The organism is Yersinia rochesterensis (genome assembly GCF_003600645.1).
GTDB classification, from domain to species: Bacteria; Pseudomonadota; Gammaproteobacteria; order Enterobacterales; family Enterobacteriaceae; genus Yersinia; species Yersinia rochesterensis.
On record NZ_CP032482.1, the window covers coordinates 104,376 to 126,725 of the forward strand.

Genomic DNA, 22,350 nt, shown 5'->3' on the forward strand with positions numbered 1-22,350 from the left:
TGTTTATCGCGAATATTATTATCGTTAATGCTCTTCGTGAGCCGAATTACAGCAAGAATTCATGCAATGTTGGGTCTTTGCGGTCAAGGAAATGAGTCGAGCGGATACGGCGAATCGTGCGGGATTTACCGCGAATCAGCAGTGTCTCGGTGGTCGCCATGTTTCCTTTGCGATAAATACCTTCCAGCAGGTCACCTTTGGTAATCCCAGTGGCAGAGAAAATCACATTGTCATTGCGGGCCATATCCCCCAGTAACAGCACTTTACCGGCTTCGATGCCCATTGACTTGCAGCGCACCAGCTCTTGTTCGCCAATGCGGCGGTTGTCTTCATTATCGCCTTTGACTTGATGGCGCGCTAATAAACGGCCTTGCATATCGCCGTCCAATGCACGGATTACCGCAGCAGAAATCACCCCTTCAGGTGCGCCGCCGATGCAATACATCACATCCACTTCACTTTCTGGCATGCAGGTTAAAATAGAGGCCGCGACATCGCCATCGGGAATAGCAAACACTTTGACACCAAGTTGCTGCATTTCGGCGATGATGCCGTCATGACGCGGTTTGGCTAGCGTGATAACAGTTAAGTCAGTCAGTGGTTTATTCAACTTGATGGCAACATTGCGCAAGTTGAGTTCCAGCGGCAGGTTCAGGTCGATTGCTCCTTTAGCGCCAGGGCCAACCACCAGTTTTTCCATATACATATCGGGCGCATGTAAAAATGTGCCTTTATCTCCCACCGCCAGCACGGCCAGTGCATTGGCCTGGCCCATGGCAGTCATACGGGTACCTTCAATAGGGTCAACGGCAATATCAACGGCATCGCCTTGGCCAGTACCGACGTGCTCACCAATAAACAGCATTGGGGCTTCATCGATTTCACCTTCGCCGATAACAATTTGCCCATCAATATTGACCTGATTGAGCATAATACGCATGGCTTGAACAGCAGCGCCGTCGGCAGCATTTTTATCGCCCCGACCCAGCCACTTATAGCCTGCCAGCGCAGCTGCTTCGGTGACACGGGAAAACTCGATGGCTAATTCACGTTTCATGGTTAGACCTGTATCCCCGTCATACTTCAAGCTGCATGTGCGTTGGCTACACTCATCACCTCAGTCACTTACTTAATGTAAGCTCTTGGAGCGTCTCTTGCTTGCCGCCTTCCTGCAACTCGAATTATTTAGGGTAATAGAAGAAGAATGTAAGCAGGAATTCTATCATCTTTGTGATGTGAAGCCGTAGGGTGTCTTTGGGGGGATGATATTTTTCACAATAAAAAACGCGCCATCGGGGAATGATGGCGCATTATAGAGAGCTTAAAACAGGCCATATTTTACCGGCGGGCCGTTATTCTTCGTGATCTTCCCAAGCTTGAGCACGGGCCACTGCTTTCTTCCAGCCTTTATAGCGGAAATCGCGCTCGGTGGTTTCGATTCCTGGACGGAATTCGCGCTCAATGGTGGCTTTACTCTTAACTTCATCCAAATCATTCCAGAAGCCCGTCGCCAGACCCGCGAGGAATGCGGCACCCAGTGCTGTGCTTTCACGCACTGCCGGGCGCTCAACACGTGTGCCCAGAATGTCGGCTTGGAATTGCATCAGGAAGTTGTTTGCGACTGCACCGCCATCAACACGCAATGACTTCAGGCGTTCACCAGAATCAGCTTGCATCGCATCCAGTACATCGCGAGTTTGATAAGCAATGGACTCGAGGGTTGCGCGGATGATGTGGTTGCTGTTAACACCACGGGTCAGGCCGAAGATCGCACCACGGGCATACGGGTCCCAATAAGGAGCACCTAACCCAGTGAAAGCAGGCACCACATATACACCGTTGCTGTCTTTCACTTTGGTGGCGAAATACTCGGAGTCGGTGGCATCGCTGATCAGTTTCAGCTCATCACGCAGCCATTGGATGGATGCGCCGCCAATAAATACCGCGCCTTCCAGCGCATAGTTAACTTCGCCGCGTGGGCCGCAGGCAATTGTGGTCAGTAGTCCATGATTGGATTGAACGGCTTCTGTGCCGGTGTTCATCAGCAGGAAGCAGCCTGTTCCGTAAGTATTTTTTGCCATGCCCGGTTGTACACAAAGCTGGCCGAACAGTGCGGCTTGTTGGTCACCGGCGATACCGGCGATAGGAATACGCGTCCCGCCTTTACCACCAATGTTGGTCTGGCCGTAAATTTCTGAGGATGGGCGAACTTCTGGCAGCATGGCGCGCGGGATATTCAGCGCTTTCAGCATGCGTTCGTCCCACTCTTTGGTGCGAATATTAAACATCATAGTGCGTGATGCGTTGGTGTAATCCGTTACGTGTACACGGCCCTGTGTCATGTTCCACACCAGCCAAGTGTCTACGGTACCAAACAGCAATTCGCCGCGCTCAGCGCGGTCACGAGCGCCTTCTACGTTATCAAGGATCCATTTCACTTTGGTGCCGGAGAAGTAAGGGTCAACCACCAGCCCAGTGTTGTGGCGGATGTACTCTTCCAGACCTTCTTTTTTCAGTTTCTCGCAGATTTCAGCGGTACGGCGGCATTGCCAAACAATGGCGTTATACACCGGCTTACCGGTCGCTTTGTCCCAAACAATGGTGGTTTCACGTTGGTTGGTAATACCGATACCGGCAATTTCGTCAGAACTGATGCCGGCTTTGGCCAGCACTTCGACCAATGTGGAGCTTTGCGTGGCCCAGATTTCCATTGGGTCATGCTCAACCCAACCCGCTTTCGGGTAGATTTGGGTAAATTCACGCTGAGAAACACTCACGATATTAGCATCGTGGTCTAACACCACTGCTCTGGAACTGGTGGTTCCTTGATCAAGCGCGACAATGTATTTCTTTTGAGTAGTATTTTCAGTTGTCATAGTTAGCCTACTTTTTAAGTGACAGTATCTAATATTTACGCTTTGCGTTCTGTGGTCGTAACCGTGGTTTCTTCATCTTCAATGGCACACACGTCGCATGGCAAATGGCGACCAATCAGAGCACGATAACCGAATGCACCCACTAATGCGCCGACGATTGGCCCTAAGATAGGGACTAAGAAGTAAGGAATATCACGCCCGCCAGTGAAGGCGATTTCGCCCCAACCTGCAAAATAAGCAAATAGTTTTGGACCAAAGTCACGTGCCGGGTTTAATGCGAACCCAGTCAGTGGCCCCATTGAGCCGCCGATAACGGCAATCAAAATACCAATCAGCAGCGGTGCCAGTGGGCCGCGTGGAATACCGTTACCATCGTCAGTCAATGCCAGGATAAGACACATCAAAATAGCGGTAATGACCATTTCAACCAAGAAAGCTTGGAAAACAGAAATATGTGGATTTGGATAAGTAGAGAAAATACCAGCCAGATTCAGACTTTCAACACTGCCGCGTGCTATTTGATGAGTCTGTTCAAAATCGATGAATAGGTTGTAGTAGAGGCCGAACACTAAGGCCGCAGCACAAAATGCACCGGCAATCTGTGCCAAAATGTAGGGAATAACTTTACTGCGATCAAAGCAGGCAAATAGCCATAAGGCAATAGTCACTGCTGGATTAAGATGAGCACCTGAAATTGCTGCTGTGAGATAAATGGCCATAGCAACGCCCAGGCCCCAAATGATACTAATTTCCCACTGCCCAAAACTGGCACCTGCCAATTTTAATGCAGCGACACAGCCCACACCAAAAAAGATAAGTAGAGCAGTACCGAGAAACTCAGCGATACATTGGCCCTTCAAGGTCGAACTAGCGGTTTGGCTCATAGTAGATGTCCTAGAGACAGAGATTTATAGGGTGTTTCTTATTTTTGCCCCCCAAAGTATGGAGGGAGTGATGTAAATTTATCGTTAACGAGCACAAACGAGAAATAGCGAAATCAAAATGTGTGTGGTGTGTCATAAAAATGAGCGATTTCGCGTTATTCGCAGATGTTAAGGGACTTTGAAAGTGTGATCAGACCAGTGCTTTCTTCCCCAGTTGTTAAAGCTGTGTATAACTTAGCAAGATGGATGGTAGGCATTTTTCGGTTTTTGCTGATGCTTTTTCGGCTTTCACTGATGTTTTTTCGGTTTTCACTGATAGTTACTGACACGAAATTGCTACAGAGTGTGGTTTGTACCGGTGTGGCGCTAGACAGGGGGGGACTGGCTACATACAATCGCTCTACAAGGGCATCGCCTTATAAGACTATTGTTTTTATCATATTGCGTCGCCTGTGCGATGGGACGCCAAAAACATAGCGCTTGTTACACTAGTTTGATGGATATATAGCGCGATAAGTATTCACAGCAGTTTCATTCGCCGATAGTTACTGTGGTTTGCGCGGCAACTGAAGTTAGAAATGATAACTGCGACCAAAAGATGTACGCCTTGCGACTCATAAGGGGACCGAAGAATGTCATTTGAAGTATTTGAGAAATTGGAAGTTAAAGTTCAGCAGGCGATTGATACCATCACTCTGTTACAGATGGAAATTGAAGAGCTGAAAGAGAAGAATAACACCTTGTCCCAAGAAGTTCAGGAAGCGGCAGGTGGCCGTGAAGCGCTAGTGCGCGAAAATGAGCAATTGAAACAAGAACAGCATGTTTGGCAGGATCGTCTGCGTGCTCTGTTGGGAAAGATGGAAGAAGTCTGAGTACCAGTTGGCTTAAAGCATCATCAATATATTGCTGAAAGCCGCTAGTTACGCAGCTTCTTCGAGTACGAAAGGCAACAAGGGCGATATTGATATCGCCCTTTTTAGTTGATAAACCAGAGAGATATTATTCAATATCCAAAGGTTCTTCTGACAAGATTATCCCGGTGTTGTCTGCGTACAAATGGTCACCGGAGAAGAATGTGACACCGCCAAAGTTAACGCGGATATCACTCTCACCAATACCCTCATCTGCGGCACCGACCGGAATAGCGGCCATCGCCTGGATACCAATATCCAATTCGGCTAGTTCATCAACCTGACGGACAGCGCCGTAAACAACAATGCCTTCCCACTCATTTTTCAAAGCCAGATCAGCTAGTTCAGCATTGATTAATGCCCGGCGCACTGAGCCACCGCCATCGACGACTAAAACACGGCCAAGACCATTTTCTTCGAGCAGGTCAAACAACAAGCCGTTATCTTCGAAACATTTTACAGTAGTAATCTTGCCACCAAATGAAGTGCGCCCGCCAAAATTGGAGAACAGAGGTTCTACCACATTGACCTCTTCATGATAGATGTCACAGAGTTCGGAAGTATCATATTTCATAGGATTAACGTCTGGTTGCGGCTGGGATGTTAAGTATATCCCTTTCTGGCCGCTGTTGGCAAAATCATCAATTGTTAAATTTCTCCGGACAGGTTTATCGACTGTTGCCCGGAGAAAGAAACAGGCGGGGTTAACTGAGCACCAGGCCGATAGCAAACAGAATATTGGTCAACAACGCGGCTTTGACCATATGCTCGAGCATGGGGCGCATCCCCGCGGCGGTGGGTTCACGCAGCACAAATAGCGCGTGTTTGGCCAGTAAGGGAACCGCCAAAATAAAGAGCCAACCCGCCCAGTTATGCAGATACAGAATATTGAATAATGCCAGGCAGAAGATGGCGGCGGCGATCAGCAGGGCATGATAATAACGTGCGACCACCGGGCCTAAACGCACTGCCAGTGTGTTTTTGCCATTGGTTTTGTCATTTTCGATATCACGCAAATTATTAATATTTAAAACGGCTGTCGCCAGTAAACCACAGGCAGTGGCGGGTAGCATGACGATACTGTCAAAGTGCCCGGCTTGAAGATAGTAAGTCCCGGCGACACTCAGCCAGCCGAAGAAAACCAATACTGAAATATCACCTAAGCCCATATAACCATAGGGTTTACTACCCACGGTGTAGGTGATTGCGGCCACAATGGCCATCAGCCCAAGCAGTAAAAAGCCTAAAATGTCGCTGGGTTTTTCGCAGGCCACGGCAATGAGCGCGATACCTGAAATAACAGTCATACTAACAGTGATGATAAGCGCGACTTTCATTTGCTGACGAGTAATCATCCCTTTTTGCATGCCGCGCAATGGCCCGATACGTTCTTCGGTATCACTGCCCTTGATAGCATCGCCGTAATCATTGGCGAGATTGGACAAAATTTGCAACAGGCCGGCGGTTAATAAGGCGAGCAAGGCGACGGCGGGTTTAAAACTATCGAGCCAGACAGCCAGTGCTGAACCGGTAACGATAGAGGCAAAGGCCAGGGGCAGTGTTCTTGGCCGCAGGCTTTCCAGCCAAGCCTGGGTCTGGCTGGTGCTAGTTAAGCGGGTATTAGGTGATAGGCTCATTTTCTGCTTCATTTTATAGGAGTCTGGTCCGCCCATATCGGCGAGTTAATAAAAATAAGAGTGGGAGGCATCGCCTCCCACTCAATATTAATTTGGCGAACCATTTTATCCAGCAACGGCTTATAAAGCGAATTATAGGATAAAACGACTCAAATCTTCATCCGCTACCAGCTCATCCAGATGTTTACCCACATATGCCGCGTCAATAGTGATGGATTGACCATTACTTTCGCTTGCGTCATAAGAGATATCTTCCATCAGACGTTCCAGCACAGTATGCAAGCGGCGTGCGCCGATATTCTCGGTGCGCTCGTTAACCTGCCATGCCGCTTCAGCGATTTTACGGATACCTTCACGGGTAAACTCAACAGTCACCCCTTCAGTAGCCATCAGAGCTTTATATTGCTCAGTCAGCGAAGCACTCGGTTCAGTCAGGATGCGCTCGAAATCATCGGTGGTCAGCGCCTGTAATTCTACACGGATTGGCAAGCGACCTTGCAATTCCGGGATAAGATCTGACGGGCTGGAGACCTGGAATGCGCCGGAGGCAATAAACAGAATATGGTCTGTTTTCACCATGCCGTGTTTGGTTGATACGGTGCAGCCCTCAACCAATGGCAGCAAGTCACGTTGTACCCCTTCACGGGACACATCCGGGCCTGAAGTCTGGCCGCGTTTACAGATTTTATCGATTTCGTCGATGAACACGATGCCGTGTTGTTCAACCGCATCAATCGCCTGTTGCTTCAGCTCTTCTGGATTGACTAACTTCGCGCCTTCTTCCTCAATCAGCAGTTTAAATGCTTCTTTGATTTTGATTTTGCGCGGTTTTTGTTTCTGGCCAGCAATGTTCTGGAACATCGATTGCAGTTGGTTAGTCATCTCTTCCATGCCCGGAGGAGCCATGATTTCAACACCTACTGGTGATGCAGCCAGATCAATTTCAATCTCTTTGTCATCCAGTTGACCTTCGCGCAGTTTTTTGCGGAAAGCCTGGCGGGTCGCGGATGGCTCTTGAGTTTCATCCTGTTGGCCCCAGTTATTTTTGGCTGGTGGGATCAGCACATCCAGAATACGTTCTTCGGCCAATTCTTCCGCCCGATAACGCATTTTTTCAATGGATTGATGACGAACCATTTTCACCGCTGCATCGGTTAGATCGCGGATAATAGAATCAACTTCTTTACCCACATAGCCAACTTCGGTGAACTTGGTGGCTTCTACTTTGATAAACGGCGCATTGGCTAGTTTTGCCAGGCGGCGGGCAATTTCTGTTTTACCCACGCCGGTCGGGCCGATCATCAGAATATTTTTAGGAGTAACTTCGTGGCGCAGCTCTTCGTTAAGCTGCATCCGACGCCAGCGGTTACGCAGGGCAATGGCCACTGCACGTTTAGCTTTATCCTGGCCGATAATATAGCTATCAAGTTCGCTGACAATCTCGCGTGGGGTCATTTCAGACATGTCACTCTATCCTTACGCTTTATGTGTTGATAACGTTTCGTACGTTAATTCTTCAATGGTTTGGAAGCGGTTGGTGTAGATACAAATATCCCCCGCAATGCTCAGTGATTTTTCCACGATATCCCGCGCACCCAATTCAGTATTTTCTAGCAGCGCGCGCGCGGCAGACTGGGCATAAGGCCCACCGGAACCAATAGCAATCAGGTCATCTTCAGGCTGAACCACATCGCCATTACCGGTGATGATGAGTGATGCGGTTTCATCAGCAACAGCCAAAAGTGCTTCGAGTTTGCGTAACATGCGGTCAGTGCGCCAATCTTTGGCTAACTCAACCGCTGCTTTAGTCAGGTGGCCCTGGTGCATCTCCAGTTTGCGTTCAAATAGCTCAAATAGCGTAAAGGCATCGGCAGTACCGCCAGCAAAACCAGCAATGACTTTATTGTTATAAAGGCGGCGTACTTTCTTGGCGTTGCCTTTCATTACGGTATTGCCCAGAGTGACCTGGCCATCACCACCGATAACTACATGACCATTACGGCGTACACTTACAATTGTTGTCACGAGCGGATCCTCGTTGCGGACTGAATGAGTCCCCGTATTGCCTTTCAGCAAAACAATACGGGGTATATTGAGATTATAAATGGGGGAGGATTACTACTTTTCAACCCCCAACTGCGAGGGGAATGCATCCTGATTGGCCCGCACCTTTCAAACGCTGTAAAGCTTTATCCGCTGCAGCTTTGGTGCTGTAAGGGCCGAGCACCACGCGATTCCAGCCACCACCGGCGGTAATACGGCTTTCGATACCCTCGAATGCCAATTGGGCGCGAATAGATTCCGCCTGATCTGCGGCTTTGAATGAACCACATTGCACCATCCAGCGTTGCGCTTTTTCTTTCTCTTTTTCCGGTTTCGGCGGTGTCACTGCTGGCGCTACTGGAGTCACCGGTTGCTGAGTGCGCGGTGGTGTCGTGACCTGCGGCGGCACTTGTGTCTGCGGTGCTGGTACTGGCGCAACCGTCTGACGCGGTGGCGTTAATGGCTGCTGCTGTATATTGGTGACCGGGGGTTTGATGGTCACCGCAGAACGTGGCACCTGCATCCCTTCGTTATACGGCACCTCTGAAAGCTGGGTCGGCTGCTGCCGCATATCCGCCTGCATCTGTTCAAGCAATTGGCGCTGCTCATTGGTCAGTTGCGTTTTAGAATTAACTTCGCCACCGGCAGAGGGTTCTGTCGGTGTTGGGACGCCAATCTGACGGTTTTCCAACTCTTTAATATAACGCCAGCGTTCTTCGGGTTTCGGCGGCAAGCCATTGCCCGTGCGCGGATCATGGCTAGGCAGTAACGGAAGCTCGCCCGGCTTATTGTGGGTAATGAAATAAAGGCCACCAACAAATACCACTAATAGCGCGACGGCCAGTGCCATCACGGTTTTGGATACTGCTGGAGCACTGCGTTTTTTCCGGCTGGTGCTTTTGCGCCGCGCTCCTGAGCGCCCTCGGCTTACATAATCTCTTTGTGCCACTATCGTTTCGCTGCGTCGTGATGATGGAATAAGCCCGTCATGTTACTGAACCCCTGAATATTTGCCTAGTGTTTAGGCGCAGCAGTACTTTCCCTGACAATTAATTCGGTATTTAACAAGCGGGAGCCACTCTGTACTGGATGCCCTTGTAACTGTTCGAGTAATAGTAACATGGCTTGCCGACCAATTTCATAACGTGGTTGTGCCACGGTGGTCAAGGGAGGATCGCAATACTGTGACAATTTCAAGTCGTCGAAGCCGACGACAGAGACATCCTGTGGGATACGCAGGCCCATTTTCTTCGCCTGCCACATCGCGCCGATCGCCATGACATCATTGTGACAGAATATTGCGGTCGGGGGTTCCGGCAGCTCCATCAGCTTGATAAAGGTGTCAGCGCCCGCTTCATAGCTAAAATCGCCGCGTATAATATAGTTGCTGTCGACCTCGATACCATTACGGCGTAGCGCCTGGATATAGCCCTGTAGCCGATATTGACACAGCGGAAAGTTTTCAGGCCCGGCAACACAGGCAATGCGCTTGTGACCCAATCTAATCAGATATTCTACCGCTTCATAGGCTGCGGTGAGGTTATCAATGTGGACGGTGGGTAGCTCTAGCTCCGGGGCAAACTCGTTTGCCATTACCATCGGCGGTAAATTACGTTGTTCTTCTTTGCTGGCATCGAAAGGTAGATTGGAGCCTAACAGCAACATGCCATCAATTTGCTTGGTGATGATTAGGTTAACGAAGCTGCGCTCTTGCTGGGGTTGTTGTGCGCAATCACCAATTAATATCAGATAGCCTTGTTGGGCGGCGGCATGTTCAATGCCCTGGATGATGTCAGCAAAAAAGGGGTCGCTGATATCCGGCACAATAACCAGAATAGTGCGCGATTCGTTACGTTTGATATTGCGAGATAAAGCATGGGGAGAATAACCGACAGCCAGAACAGCTTGTTCCACTTTTTGCCGAGTTATTGTTGAAACTTTTTCCGGGTTCATCAATGCGCGCGATACCGTCGCAGTCGAAACACCGGCCATTTCGGCCACATCCTTCATGGTGGCCATCGTGAATTCTTTCTTATGTTCCAACGCCTTTCTCCTTGCTCTGACTCCGAGTCAGCACTAATGCTTAATGCAGGCTTTCCGTCATTCTATACAGATCGTGGGGGCAATTTGTTACCTAATTTGCATAAAAAGTGTGACATAAGTAGGTTTTTTCGAACTGACTCGCAGAAAATGGGGTAATCGATTGCTTTATGATGCGGTTTTACTCCAAGAATCATTGGCATTACCGCTAACATCAAGGTGACATCAGTCAATTAGCTGTCTATTGGGTCAACATCTAATGTCCACTTCACTTTCCGTGCTTGCGGCAAAGTATTGATAAGTGGCTGAGAGGTTTTAATCAGCCGTTGCAGGAATTGCCGTGAGGGGTGCTGCAACAGTAATTGCCAGCGGAAGCGCCCGCCGCGCTTAGCCTGTAACGCCGGAACCGGCCCCATAATCCATAATGCCTCGTCTTTCAGTGGGCTGGCTTCCAACAAATTGCGTAATTGCTGCAAAAACAGCGCTGATTGCTGATTATCATGGTCTTCACTGCGCACAATGATATGGCTGGTATAGGGCGGTAAAAATACGCTTTTTCGCTCCGCCAATGCTTGTTTGGCAAAGGCGTCGTAGCCTTGCTGTAGCAGAATTTGCAGCAGCGGGTGCTCAGGGTGGTGAGTTTGTAAAATGACTTCGCCTTGTTTACCCGCACGGCCTGCGCGGCCTGATACTTGAGTGTAAAGCTGCGCAAAGCGCTCCGCAGAACGGAAGTCGGCCGAGAACAACGCGCCATCGACATCCAGCAATGTCACCAGAGTGACATCCGGGAAGTGGTGGCCTTTCGCCAACATTTGGGTACCAATCAATATCCGCGCCCCCCCTTGATGCACATCAGCCAGGTGTTGTTCCAGCGAACCTTTTCGGCTGGTGGTATCGCGGTCAATGCGGGTGATCGGGGTCTCTGGGAATAAAGGCGCTAATTCGTTTTCCAACTGTTCGGTACCGACACCCACGGAGACCATATGGGTCGAGCCGCATTTCGGACATTGTTGTGGCACTGGGCGTTGGCTATCGCAATGATGGCAGCGTAATTGGCGGTGATTCTGATGCAGGGTGTAATAGTGGTCACAGCGCTGGCATTCCGCAATCCAACCACACTCATGGCACAGCAAAGCAGGTGCATAACCGCGGCGGTTGAGAAACAAAATCACTTGGTTGTCGGCTTGCAAATGGGCTTTCATGCGTTTTAGCAGCGGCTGAGAAAGGCCAACTTTTAATGGCAGCCCCTTGAGATCCAGTAAGTGCTGCACTGCTGGCTTGGCATTACCCGCCCGTTTTGACAGTGTTAGCTGGCGATATTTACCCATTTGAACATTATGTAAAGTTTCCAGCGCGGGAGTGGCTGTCCCCATCACAATAGGAATGCCTTCTTCACGGGCGCGGAACACCGCTAAATCTCGGGCGTGGTAGCGCCAACCTTCCTGCTGTTTATAGGAACTATCATGCTCTTCATCAATAATGATAACGCCCAGCCGGGAGAACGGGGTAAACAGCGCAGAGCGAGTCCCAATCACAATCGCGGCTTCGCCGTTTCGCGCCCGTAGCCAGACAGATAAGCGCTCGCTGTCGTTTAAACTGGAATGGAGCACCTCAACCGGCGCATTAAAACGCTCGCGAAAACGGGCAATGGTCTGCGGGGTTAGGCCAATTTCAGGGACTAAAACTAGCGCCTGGCGGCCCTGTGCCAGAATATTTTCCAGCACGCTGAGATAAACTTCAGTCTTGCCGGAGCCGGTCACCCCAGCCAGTAGCCAGGCGGCAAACTGGGTATCTTCACTGCGAATCGCCCCGACGGCGGTAGCTTGCTCGGTATTGAGCCGCAGACGTTCGCCCAGCACCGAAAACCCATTACGCCAGTCCGTGGTCGCCACTTCTTGCGCTCGCAGGTCAATCAACCCTTTGCTACGCAATGTTTGCAGCGCGCTTTCAGTTAATGCCATTTCATTTACTTGATGGCGATAAACCGGTTTTTGTAATAACGCCGCAAGAGCTTGTTGTTGTTTGGGCGCGCGTTTTAAGCTTTCCGGCGGCGTAGCGCGGCCTTGTTCTGTGGCAAACCATTGCCACAAAGGGGCGGATTTCGCGGGCTTTCCTTGGCGCAATAAGATGGGCAAAGCATGGAACAGCACTTCGCCGATCGGATAATGATAATATTCGGTTGCCCAACACAGAATGCGCCACAAGCTGGGTGGGAATAAGCTGTCACTGTCCAAAACCGTATCAATGGCTTTGAGTTGTTCAAGAGGGAATGCGCTGGTATCACTGATACCCACTACGATTCCAATGGCATTACGTTTACCAAATGGCACACTGACGCGGGCCCCAACTACCGGGCAGGCCATAGCACTGTCGAGGCGGTAATCAAAGGTGCGAGTTAGCGGTACGGGTAATGCCACTTGAACAACGGACATGTATTTTTATCCTGCTAAATAAAAGGGTATAAATAAAATGGTCTAAATAAAGATTGAACAGTTTACACTGCGTACCTCACAATGTGCGGATTCGATTGCGCGGCTTGGTCAAATTCTGTATTATTTGCCGCCTTTGATATAATTCGATATCAAATTCTGCTAACAACCGTTGTTTGTTTTATCAGCGATTGTTCGTTAGCAATCAACTATTCGTTAACGATAAATGATTATTTAACGACAAATGGTTATTTATCAATCGTGTGGTGTCTGGCGGAGTAGGGCTGGATAGCGACGCGGCCTAAATATAGAGGTTTTTCCATGAAAAAAGGTATCCACCCTAAATACGATTTAGTTACTGCTTCTTGTTCTTGCGGTAACGTTATCAAGATCAACTCAACTGTTGGTCATGACCTGAATCTGGACGTGTGCGGCGAATGCCACCCGTTCTACACTGGCAAGCAGCGTGATGTTGCGACCGGTGGCCGTGTTGACCGCTTTAACAAGCGTTTCAGCGTGCCGGGTGCGACTAAAGCATAATTGCCCGTCAGACGAAAAAGGCGCCTTAGGCGCCTTTTTTCATTTCTACAACCCAGTTCACATTATGAATAGAACTGAACTGCTGCGAGAAATCAATATTCCCAGGTATCGGGATCAACACCCAACTCACGCATTAAAATCTTTGCAGCTTCCGGGATTTCATCACTGCGCTCTTTACGCAGATCTTCGTCATTCGGCAGCGGCTGGCCGGTAAATGCATGCAAAAAAGCCTCACACAACAATTCACTGTTGGTGGCGTGGCGCAGGTTATTCACCTGACGGCGGGTCCGTTCATCGGTGAGGATTTTTAACACCTTCAGCGGAATGGATACCGTAATTTTTTTGACCTGTTCGCTTTTCTTACCGTGTTCAGCGTAAGGGCTGACATACTCGCCGTTCCACTCAGCCATGGGACACCTTAAATTTGTCGGAAAAATACTAAATTCTGAAAACCGGCTAATTATGCCCGATCTTCACTGTTCTCACTAAATAAATGTCGATTTTACTAGACTAATATCACTTAAATAACCTTTTTTGCTATTTATTGATAGCTATTACCTTTCTCTATCATCTTTGCGGTTATACCCGTTATTCTGCAAGCTGCATGTGCGTTGGCTGCGCTCTATAACCCGAATCACTTACGAGAGTAAGCTCACTCGTTTGCCGCCTTCCTGCAACTCGAATTATTTAGGGTATATATAAGGCACCATTGAAACCTGACTGACATCATGAGGATATCTAAAACCTCTATAATTTTAGCGGTTATTATCCCATTGCTCAATCTATACGCAAAGAAGTTTAGATGTCCAGATGTATTGACGTCCGTAATTTGTGAGTCTACTCTGACGTAACATTTTCTCGATATCCGGCTGGTGGAAATCCATATGACGCGTAAACAGGCAACAATAGCAGTCCGTAGCGGGTTGAACGATGACGAGCAATACGGCTGCGTTGTCCCCCCGATTCACCTCTCCAGTACCTATAATTTTATCGATTTTAATCAGCCTCGCGCCCATGACTATTCACGTCGCGGCAACCCGACGCGTGATGTCGTGCAGCGCGCATTAGCTGAGCTGGAAGGTGGTGCGGGTGCGGTAATGACCAGCAGCGGGATGTCGGCGATTCATTTGGTTTGCACCACTTTTCTTAAACCGGGTGATTTACTGCTGGCCCCCCACGATTGTTACGGCGGCAGCTACCGTCTATTCGATAGTTTAAGCAAGCGCGGTGCCTATCGGGTGCTATTTGTTGACCAGGGCGATGAAGTGGCGCTGAGCAAGGCACTGGCGGAAAAGCCCAAGCTGGTGTTGATTGAAACTCCGAGTAACCCGCTGTTACGGGTGGTGGATATTGCCGCTATCTGTAAAGCCGCTCATGCCGTCGGCGCATTAACCCTGTGCGATAACACTTTCCTTAGCCCCGCGTTGCAGCAGCCGCTTGCTTTAGGCGCGGATCTGGTGGTTCATTCCTGTACCAAATATCTGAATGGCCATTCAGATGTGGTTGCTGGCGCGGTCATTGCCAAAGATCCTGAACTCGCTGTCGAATTGGCATGGTGGGCGAACAATATTGGCGTGACTGGCGCTGCATTCGATAGCTACTTGTTATTACGCGGGTTACGCACATTATCCCCACGTATGGCTCAACAGCAGCGCAACGCAGATGAAATTGTTCGCTATTTACAGCAGCAGCCTTTAGTGAAAAAGCTGTATCATCCTTCTCTGCCACAACATCCCGGCCACGAAATTGCTTGCCGTCAGCAGTCTGGTTTTGGTGCGATGCTCAGTTTTGAGCTGGATGGTGATGAACAGGTATTGCGCCGTTTCCTCTCTGCCCTTGAATTGTTTACCTTGGCAGAATCCTTGGGGGGCGTTGAAAGCCTGATTTCCCATGCCGCCACCATGACCCATGCCGGTATGGCGCCAGAAGCGCGCACTGCCGCAGGTATTACTGATAGTTTATTGCGAATTTCCGTGGGTATCGAAGACAGCGAAGATTTGATTGCCGATTTGGACAATGCTTTCCGGTTGGCGAGAGACTGAGGTAAGTATGAATGCAACAGCGGTAGCAGCGGCGGTGACTGGCCGTCAACTGCATAAATTTGGTGGCAGTAGTCTTGCGGATGTGAAGTGTTACCTGCGGGTGGCCAATATTATGGCCAACTATAGCCATCCCGGCGATCTCATGGTGGTATCTGCGGCAGGTAGCACTACTAACCAATTGATTAGTTGGTTGAAACTCAGCCAAAGTGATCGTCTTTCTGCCCATCAGGTGCAGCAGAATTTGCGTCGTTACCAACATGACCTGATTAGCGGCTTATTATCGCCAGAAATGGCTGAGCCGCTGATTAGTGAGTTTATCCATGATTTGGAGCGCTTGGCGGGCTTGTTGGATAACAAAATCGACGAGGCAATTTATGCCGAAGTGGTCGGCCATGGTGAGATTTGGTCTGCTCGCTTGATGTCTGCGGTATTGAACAAACTCGACATGAAAGCTACCTGGCTTGATGCTCGCAGCTTTCTGCGTGCTGAACGTGCAGCGCAGCCACAAATCGACGAAGGTCGTTCTTATCCGTTGTTGCAACAATTGATAGCGCAGCATCCACATCAACGTCTGGTGGTCACTGGATTTATCTCACGCAATAACACCGGCGAAACCGTGTTGTTGGGGCGTAACGGCAGTGACTACTCGGCTACTCAGGTCGGGGCGCTGGCGGGAGTCGAACGCGTTACCATCTGGAGTGACGTGGCGGGGGTATACAGTGCGGACCCGCGCAAAGTGAAAGATGCCTGTTTACTGCCATTATTGCGCTTGGATGAAGCCAGTGAATTGGCCCGTTTGGCGGCTCCGGTGTTGCATACCCGCACACTACAGCCGGTTTCGGGCAGTGATATCGATTTGCAGTTGCGCTGTAGCTATCAGCCAGAACAAGGTTCAACCCGCATTGAGCGGGTACTGGCTTCAGGTTCGGGTGCCAAAATTGTCACCAGCCACGATGATGTTTGCCTGATCGAATTACAGATTGCCAGTCACCATGATTTCTCGCTGGCACAGAAAGAAATTGATTTACTGCTCAAACGCGCGCAAATCAAGCCGCTGGCGACCGGTATTCACCCTGACCGTAACTTATTGCAGCTTTGCTATACCTCAGAAGTGGTCGATAGTGCGCTAAGAGTGCTGGAAGATGCCACGCTGCCGGGGAAATTATCTCTGCGCGAGGGGCTGGCATTGGTTGCTCTGGTGGGGGCGGGGGTCAGTAAGAACCCACTGCACAGCCATCGTTTCTACCAACAACTGAAAGACCAGCCGGTCGAGTTTATCTGGCAAGCTGAAGATGGTATCAGCATGGTCGCCGTGCTGCGTCTAGGGCCGACTGAGCACCTGATTCAAGGTTTACATCAATCACTATTCCGCGCCGAAAAACGGATTGGCTTGATGCTGTTCGGTAAAGGCAATATTGGCGCTCGCTGGTTGGAGCTTTTCGCCCGTGAGCAAAAGAATATCTCGGCGCGCAGTGGTTTTGAGTTCGTGCTGGCCGGTGTTGTGGATAGCCGCCGCAGTCTATTGAGTTATGATGGGCTGGATGCCAGCCGGACGTTAGCATTTTATGATGACGAAGCTCAAGAGCAGGATGAAGAATCCTTGTTCTTGTGGATGCGCGCGCATCCATTTGATGATTTGGTGGTGTTGGATGTGACCGCCAGCGAATCACTGGCCGAGCAATATTTGGACTTCGCCAGCTACGGTTTCCACGTTATCAGCGCCAATAAATTAGCCGGAGCTTCCAGCAGCAATAACTACCGCCAAATTCGCGATGCTTTCTCCAAAACAGGCCGCCACTGGCTGTATAATGCCACGGTGGGGGCAGGTTTGCCGGTGAACCACACGGTGCGCGACCTGCGTGATAGCGGCGACAGTATTCTGGCGATCAGCGGTATTTTCTCCGGTACTTTATCTTGGTTATTCCTGCAATTTGATGGCACGGTGCCCTTTACCGAGCTGGTGGATCAAGCTTGGCAGCAGGGCCTGACAGAACCGGATCCGCGCGTGGATCTCTCCGGGCAAGACGTGATGCGCAAGCTGGTGATTTTGGCCCGTGAAGCCGGTTACGACATTGAACCAAATCAGGTGCGGGTGGAGTCGCTGGTACCTGCCGGTGCTGATGTTGGTTCCGTGGATCAATTCTTTGAAAATGGCGAGGCATTGAATCAGCAAATGATTCAGCGCTTAGAAGCTGCGAATGAAATGGGTCTGGTGTTACGTTACGTTGCACGCTTTGATGCTAATGGTAAGGCGCGGGTGGGCGTTGAAGCAGTACGTGCTGACCATCCATTGGCTTCTTTATTGCCGTGCGATAACGTTTTTGCCATTGAAAGCCGTTGGTATCGCGACAACCCGTTGGTCATCCGTGGCCCTGGCGCTGGGCGTGATGTCACCGCTGGCGCTATTCAATCTGATTTAAACCGCCTTTCTCAACTGCTGTAATTTGCCTTTATTCACCTCCTCTGCCCGCCGCAGGGGAGGCGAAACCGCCACATTTTCCCCTATATGAATTTTCCGCACATTGCGTGTGAATATTAATCATCGTTCTAAACTTATTTAAAAGTTGACTCTTTAGCCAACTTCGGTCATTTTCTATTTAGACGTCTAAACGTATAGACGCTTATAAAAAATGACAGATAACATAAGTCATCAAAATGATGACAACAGGCAATGGGGTAACAGGGTATGAGTTTTTTCCACGCAAACCAGCGGGAAGCGCTGAATCAAAGTTTGGCAGAGCTGCAAGGCCAGATTAATGTTTCTTTTGAATTTTTCCCGCCGCGTACCAGCGAGATGGAAGACACCCTGTGGAGCTCTATTGACCGTCTGAGCACTCTGAAACCGAAGTTTGTCTCAGTGACTTATGGTGCAAACTCCGGTGAGCGCGATCGTACCCACAGCATCATTAAGGGTATTAAAGAACGCACTGGCCTTGAAGCCGCGCCGCATCTGACTTGCATTGATGCTTCTCCGACTCAGCTACGTGAGATTGCCACGGATTATTGGAATAGTGGCATTCGCCATATTGTCGCCCTGCGGGGTGATTTACCGCCGGACAGTGGCAAGCCAGAAATGTATGCCTCTGACTTGGTTGGCTTACTGAAAGACGTGGGTGACTTTGATATTTCGGTTGCCGCCTATCCAGAAGTGCATCCAGAAGCCAAAAGTGCGCAGGCTGATTTGATTAACCTGAAACGCAAGATTGATGCTGGCGCTAACCGTGCTATTACGCAGTTCTTTTTTGATGTAGAAAGCTACCTGCGTTTTCGCGACCGCTGTGTTGCGACCGGTATTGATGTTGAAATCGTGCCGGGTATCCTGCCGGTGTCTAACTTTAAGCAGCTCCAGCGCTTTGCCACTATGACCAATGTGCGAGTGCCTCATTGGATGACACGTATTTTTGATGGGCTGGATAACGACCCAGAGACGCGCAAGATGGTCGGGGCATCAGTGGCGATGGATATGGTGAAAATTCTCAGCCGCGAAGGGGTGAAAGATTTCCATTTCTATACTCTGAATCGGGCAGAATTGAGTTATGCGATTTGCCATACCCTCGGGGTGAGGCCATAGTTTTTTAAAAAGGGGCGGTGGCCCCTTTTAATCCCCATTGGCTTTGATTAGTCAGCCAGTTTGATCGGATCTGATTTCGGTTGATATTCGCAGAGTGAATAGTTCGGTTGTTAAAGCACCTAGTTAGCTTAGCCACCGACGAACCAACCGCCAAAGGGTGCGGGCGCGCACCCTTGTGGAATCCCGCGCTTCGCACGTATCGCCTGCCCACTGCGTGGGTTCCCTTACTCATCGTTTCGGCTGACGGAACGGGCCGATTCACTCCTGTTCAAGCGGCCCTCGCTCGGCGTCCATACCTCGCGTCCTACCTCCACTCTTCACTCGGCGGCTCAAATGTGCTTTTTAAGATCAAAACCTAAAAACAGGGTTTTGAATGGGCTTTTGACCTTGAGCGCAATCAGGAATATTGCCGACAAGGATGGAGGGTAGAGTGAGCGGCCATGGACGGCCGCGAAAAGCGCGCTTGAGCAGGAGCAAATCGCGCTGGCTCGTCAGCCCGAAAGACGTAGGAGGTTTACCCGCAGGGCAATATTTCGCGCAAGCCGCAGGTGCAGGAGGGCCGGCTAGCCCTCCTGCTCGGTTGAGGCTACTGGGATTAAGTGGTCACTGAAATTCTAACAACCGAAATAATGGTCCGGTGCTCTATCAACCAAAAAAAGATAATCAGGGGAATTTCTTCCCCTTAAAATCAATGGCTAACCTGTATTGCGCATCCCTGCCGCCACACCGGCAATAGTCACCATCAATGCTTGCTCAACGCGGGCATCTGGGTGTTCTTGCTGGCGCGAGCGGTGCAGTAGCTCGGCTTGCAGCACGTTTAATGGGTCGGTGTAGACATTACGCAGCGCGATAGACTCCGCAATCCACGGTAGATCCGCCATCAAATGGTCATCGTTGGCAATCGCCAGCACCACTTTAATATCGGCTTCCAGTTGGTCGCGTAGTTGCTGACCTAACGGCCACAGCGATTTATCTACCAGACGTTGGTCATAATATTCTGCCAGCCACAAATCTGCTTTGGCGAACACCATTTCCAGCATACCAATCCGGGTTGAGAAGAACGGCCAGTCACGGCACATAGTGGCTAACTCTTCCCGTTTCCCGGCGTCGATCGCTTTCTGCAAACCGGCACCGGCACCCAGCCAGGCGGGTAACATCAGGCGGTTTTGCGTCCAGGCGAAAATCCACGGAATAGCCCGCAGGCTTTCTACTCCGCCGTTCGGACGGCGCTTGGCTGGGCGTGAACCCAATGGTAATTTGCCTAATTCCAGTTCTGGCGTCGCGGCACGGAAGTAAGGCACAAACTCAGGATTTTCACGCACATAGCCACGATACATATCGCAGGAAGCATCAGATAGAATATCCATCACCTCCACCCACTCTTTTTTCGGCTCTGGCGGCGGCAACAAATTAGCTTCCAGAATCGCACCGGCATAAAGCGCCAAACTGCTGATAGTGACTTCCGGTAAACCAAACTTAAAGCGAATCATCTCGCCTTGTTCAGTGACACGTAAGCCGCCTTTCAGGCTGCCAGGAGGCTGAGAAAGCAGTGCAGCATGCGCTGGCGCGCCACCACGGCCGATAGAACCGCCACGGCCATGGAACAGTGTCAGAGAGATGCCAGCTTTCTCGCAGGTTTTGATGAGAGCATCCTGCGCGCGATATTGCGCCCAAGACGCAGCCATCACGCCGGCATCTTTCGCTGAGTCAGAATAGCCAATCATCACCATTTGCTTGCCTTGGATCAGGCCGCGATACCAGTCGATATTCAGTAACTGGGTCATCACATCGTCAGCATTATTCAGGTCATCGAGAGTTTCGAACAATGGCGCGACTGGCAGAGTGAACGGGCAACCGGCTTCTTTCAGCAGTAAATGCACTGCCAGCACGTCCGATGGCACTTTGGCCATGGAAATCACGTAAGCAGCAATGGAACCCTGCGGTGCTTCGGCAATGACTCGGCAGGTTTCCAGCACTTCTTGAGTCTCGGCACTTGGCTCCCATTTCAGTGGAACTAATGGGCGCTTGGAGTTCAACTCACGGATCAGAAAGGCTTGTTTGTCCGCTTCAGACCAGCTTTCATAATCACCCAGACCTAAATAGCGGGTCAGTTCAGCAATGGCATCGGTATGACGGGTACTTTCCTGACGCACATCAATACGCACCAGCGGCACACCGAAACAGCGCACGCGACGCAGGGTATCCAGTAATTGGCCGTTGGCGATGATTTCCATGCCACAGGTTTTTAGCGATTGATAACAGGCGTATAGCGGGTCCCACAATTGGTCATTACTGACCAGCAAATCAGTCGGTGGCAATACACGCTCGCCTTTCAGGCGGCCTTCCAGATAGGTCTGGGTGTTCGTCAACTGGGTGCGCATGCGCTTCATCAGTTCACGATAAGGTTCGAGCACCTCTTCGCCACCCGCCAATTCACGCAATTCTGGCGTACATTCCGACATGGAAAGCTCTGATACCAAGACCTGAATATCACGCAGGAACAAATCAGTGGCTTTCCAGCGGCTCAGTAGCAGCACATGGCGAGTAATTTCGGCAGTAACATTAGGGTTACCATCGCGGTCGCCACCCATCCATGAAGTGAAGCGGATCGGCACGGCTTCTACCGGCAAGCGGTAATCGAGGGAGTTTTGCAACTGCTCGTTAAACTCACGCAGGAAAGCGGGCACGCCTTCCCATAGGCTGTTTTCAACCACAGCAAAGCCCCATTTGGCTTCATCAACCGGGGAAGGGCGAATTTTACGAATTTCGTCGGTATGCCATGATTGTGCGACTAACTGCCGCAAACGACGCATGATCTTGTTGCGTTCGTAATCGGCTAAATCATTGTGATCCAGCTGGCTCAGGCAGGTATTCACTTCGACCAGTTTATGAATCAAGGTACGGCGAGTAATTTCGGTTGGGTGAGCCGTCAACACCAGCTCAATAGACAACTCATCAACCGCGCTGCGCATGTCTTTTTCGCTCAGCTTTTTGTCTTTCAAACGGGTGAATAGCTGGGCCAGGGCTTCCGGATTACTTGCGGCTTCACCATGTGGCGAAATGCTGTGATATTGCTCCGCTGTGTTGGTCAAATTGAGAAATTGACTAAAAGCGCGGGCTACCGGCAGCAGCTCGTCATTGGATAAATTTTGCAGCGTTGTCAGCAGTTCCTGACGGCTCGCTTCATTACCAGCACGCGAAGATTTAGATAATTTACGGATGGTTTCTACTTTTTCAAGGATGTGTTCGCCGAGCGCTTCCTTGATGGTGTCCCCGAGTAGCGTGCCGAGCATACTGACGTTACTTCGCATTGCGGAATATTGTTCGTTCATATGATTTCTTTTAGTACCCTTCGTAACTTGATGAGTATGTAAATT

At 50.2% G+C, this 22,350-nt stretch carries 17 protein-coding genes; 5 read left to right on the forward strand and 12 right to left on the reverse strand.

What is annotated here, in order from left to right:
• Positions 1-46 precede the first annotated feature (46 nt).
• The 3 genes from glpX to DXZ79_RS00545 all read right to left on the reverse strand — a co-directional run bounded on the left by glpX (position 47) and on the right by DXZ79_RS00545 (position 3,760).
• Complete coding sequence (gene glpX, locus DXZ79_RS00535) at positions 47-1,057, reverse strand: class II fructose-bisphosphatase (RefSeq protein WP_038637982.1); 1,011 nt, start codon at positions 1,055-1,057, stop codon at positions 47-49.
• Positions 1,058-1,352: 295 nt separating this feature from the next.
• Positions 1,353-2,876: a glycerol kinase GlpK gene (gene glpK, locus DXZ79_RS00540; protein ID WP_038637985.1), complete on the reverse strand. Its 1,524-nt coding sequence runs from the start codon at positions 2,874-2,876 to the stop codon at positions 1,353-1,355.
• A 35-nt stretch (positions 2,877-2,911) separates the two neighbouring features.
• Positions 2,912-3,760: an MIP/aquaporin family protein gene (locus DXZ79_RS00545; RefSeq protein ID WP_038637988.1), complete on the reverse strand. Its 849-nt coding sequence runs from the start codon at positions 3,758-3,760 to the stop codon at positions 2,912-2,914.
• Between the two features lie 632 nt (positions 3,761-4,392).
• Between DXZ79_RS00545 and zapB the strand changes: the two genes are divergently transcribed.
• Entirely contained in the window at positions 4,393-4,632 is a 240-nt protein-coding gene (gene zapB, locus DXZ79_RS00560) for a septal ring assembly protein ZapB (protein WP_004392238.1), read from the forward strand.
• A gap of 127 nt (positions 4,633-4,759) precedes the next feature.
• On the opposite strand, the gene rraA is transcribed toward zapB, so the two are convergent.
• The 7 genes from rraA to priA all read right to left on the reverse strand — a co-directional run bounded on the left by rraA (position 4,760) and on the right by priA (position 12,823).
• Positions 4,760-5,245 carry a ribonuclease E activity regulator RraA gene (gene rraA, locus DXZ79_RS00565; RefSeq protein ID WP_038637991.1) on the reverse strand — a complete coding sequence of 162 codons (486 nt, stop codon included), beginning with the start codon at positions 5,243-5,245 and terminating at the stop codon, positions 4,760-4,762.
• Positions 5,246-5,375: 130 nt separating this feature from the next.
• Positions 5,376-6,308: a 1,4-dihydroxy-2-naphthoate polyprenyltransferase gene (locus DXZ79_RS00570; protein WP_038637994.1), complete on the reverse strand. Its 933-nt coding sequence runs from the start codon at positions 6,306-6,308 to the stop codon at positions 5,376-5,378.
• Between the two features lie 132 nt (positions 6,309-6,440).
• Complete coding sequence (gene hslU, locus DXZ79_RS00575) at positions 6,441-7,772, reverse strand: ATP-dependent protease ATPase subunit HslU (RefSeq protein ID WP_050292138.1); 1,332 nt, start codon at positions 7,770-7,772, stop codon at positions 6,441-6,443.
• Positions 7,773-7,784: 12 nt separating this feature from the next.
• The gene (gene hslV, locus DXZ79_RS00580) at positions 7,785-8,333 is read right to left on the reverse strand and encodes an ATP-dependent protease subunit HslV (protein ID WP_038638000.1); all 549 of its coding nucleotides are present in this window, start codon (positions 8,331-8,333) and stop codon (positions 7,785-7,787) included.
• A 100-nt stretch (positions 8,334-8,433) separates the two neighbouring features.
• Positions 8,434-9,300: a cell division protein FtsN gene (gene ftsN / locus DXZ79_RS00585; protein ID WP_038638004.1), complete on the reverse strand. Its 867-nt coding sequence runs from the start codon at positions 9,298-9,300 to the stop codon at positions 8,434-8,436.
• A gap of 65 nt (positions 9,301-9,365) precedes the next feature.
• Positions 9,366-10,394, reverse strand: a complete 1,029-nt coding sequence (cytR, locus tag DXZ79_RS00590) for a DNA-binding transcriptional regulator CytR (protein ID WP_038638007.1) — start codon at positions 10,392-10,394, stop codon at positions 9,366-9,368.
• A 230-nt stretch (positions 10,395-10,624) separates the two neighbouring features.
• Positions 10,625-12,823, reverse strand: coding sequence for a primosomal protein N' (priA, locus tag DXZ79_RS00600; RefSeq protein WP_120010986.1), 2,199 nt, complete (start codon positions 12,821-12,823; stop codon positions 10,625-10,627).
• A 318-nt stretch (positions 12,824-13,141) separates the two neighbouring features.
• On the opposite strand from priA, the gene rpmE reads away from it, so the two are divergent.
• Positions 13,142-13,360: a 50S ribosomal protein L31 gene (rpmE, locus tag DXZ79_RS00605; RefSeq protein ID WP_038638012.1), complete on the forward strand. Its 219-nt coding sequence runs from the start codon at positions 13,142-13,144 to the stop codon at positions 13,358-13,360.
• 92 nt (positions 13,361-13,452) lie between these two features.
• On the opposite strand, the gene metJ is transcribed toward rpmE, so the two are convergent.
• Positions 13,453-13,770 carry a met regulon transcriptional regulator MetJ gene (gene metJ / locus DXZ79_RS00610; protein ID WP_004392248.1) on the reverse strand — a complete coding sequence of 106 codons (318 nt, stop codon included), beginning with the start codon at positions 13,768-13,770 and terminating at the stop codon, positions 13,453-13,455.
• A 474-nt stretch (positions 13,771-14,244) separates the two neighbouring features.
• Here metJ and metB point away from each other — a divergent pair, with 474 nt between their 5' ends.
• The 3 genes from metB (at position 14,245) to metF (ending at position 18,973) form a co-directional block, all read left to right on the forward strand.
• On the forward strand, positions 14,245-15,402 hold the full coding sequence (gene metB, locus DXZ79_RS00615) for a cystathionine gamma-synthase (RefSeq protein ID WP_038638016.1): 1,158 nt from the start codon (positions 14,245-14,247) through the stop codon (positions 15,400-15,402).
• Between the two features lie 7 nt (positions 15,403-15,409).
• Positions 15,410-17,845, forward strand: a complete 2,436-nt coding sequence (locus tag DXZ79_RS00620) for a bifunctional aspartate kinase/homoserine dehydrogenase II (RefSeq protein ID WP_038638020.1) — start codon at positions 15,410-15,412, stop codon at positions 17,843-17,845.
• A gap of 243 nt (positions 17,846-18,088) precedes the next feature.
• On the forward strand, positions 18,089-18,973 hold the full coding sequence (gene metF, locus DXZ79_RS00625; RefSeq protein WP_038638022.1) for a methylenetetrahydrofolate reductase: 885 nt from the start codon (positions 18,089-18,091) through the stop codon (positions 18,971-18,973).
• Between the two features lie 695 nt (positions 18,974-19,668).
• Here the strand turns inward: metF and ppc are convergent.
• A complete protein-coding gene (gene ppc / locus DXZ79_RS00630) occupies positions 19,669-22,305 on the reverse strand; it encodes a phosphoenolpyruvate carboxylase (RefSeq protein ID WP_038638024.1) in 2,637 nt (878 codons plus the stop codon).
• Positions 22,306-22,350 lie beyond the last annotated feature (45 nt).

What these genes read in the sequence shown, in the direction of transcription:
- glpX (WP_038637982.1), bottom strand. Translation starts at nt 1,057, where the DNA reads ATGAAACGTGAATTAGCCATCGAGTTTTCCCGTGTCACCGAAGCAGCT.
- glpK (WP_038637985.1), bottom strand. Translation starts at nt 2,876, where the DNA reads ATGACAACTGAAAATACTACTCAAAAGAAATACATTGTCGCGCTTGAT.
- DXZ79_RS00545 (WP_038637988.1), bottom strand. Translation starts at nt 3,760, where the DNA reads ATGAGCCAAACCGCTAGTTCGACCTTGAAGGGCCAATGTATCGCTGAG.
- zapB (WP_004392238.1), top strand. Translation starts at nt 4,393, where the DNA reads ATGTCATTTGAAGTATTTGAGAAATTGGAAGTTAAAGTTCAGCAGGCG.
- rraA (WP_038637991.1), bottom strand. Translation starts at nt 5,245, where the DNA reads ATGAAATATGATACTTCCGAACTCTGTGACATCTATCATGAAGAGGTC.
- DXZ79_RS00570 (WP_038637994.1), bottom strand. Translation starts at nt 6,308, where the DNA reads ATGAGCCTATCACCTAATACCCGCTTAACTAGCACCAGCCAGACCCAG.
- hslU (WP_050292138.1), bottom strand. Translation starts at nt 7,772, where the DNA reads ATGTCTGAAATGACCCCACGCGAGATTGTCAGCGAACTTGATAGCTAT.
- priA (WP_120010986.1), bottom strand. Translation starts at nt 12,823, where the DNA reads ATGTCCGTTGTTCAAGTGGCATTACCCGTACCGCTAACTCGCACCTTT.
- rpmE (WP_038638012.1), top strand. Translation starts at nt 13,142, where the DNA reads ATGAAAAAAGGTATCCACCCTAAATACGATTTAGTTACTGCTTCTTGT.
- metJ (WP_004392248.1), bottom strand. Translation starts at nt 13,770, where the DNA reads ATGGCTGAGTGGAACGGCGAGTATGTCAGCCCTTACGCTGAACACGGT.
- metB (WP_038638016.1), top strand. Translation starts at nt 14,245, where the DNA reads ATGACGCGTAAACAGGCAACAATAGCAGTCCGTAGCGGGTTGAACGAT.
- DXZ79_RS00620 (WP_038638020.1), top strand. Translation starts at nt 15,410, where the DNA reads ATGAATGCAACAGCGGTAGCAGCGGCGGTGACTGGCCGTCAACTGCAT.
- metF (WP_038638022.1), top strand. Translation starts at nt 18,089, where the DNA reads ATGAGTTTTTTCCACGCAAACCAGCGGGAAGCGCTGAATCAAAGTTTG.
- ppc (WP_038638024.1), bottom strand. Translation starts at nt 22,305, where the DNA reads ATGAACGAACAATATTCCGCAATGCGAAGTAACGTCAGTATGCTCGGC.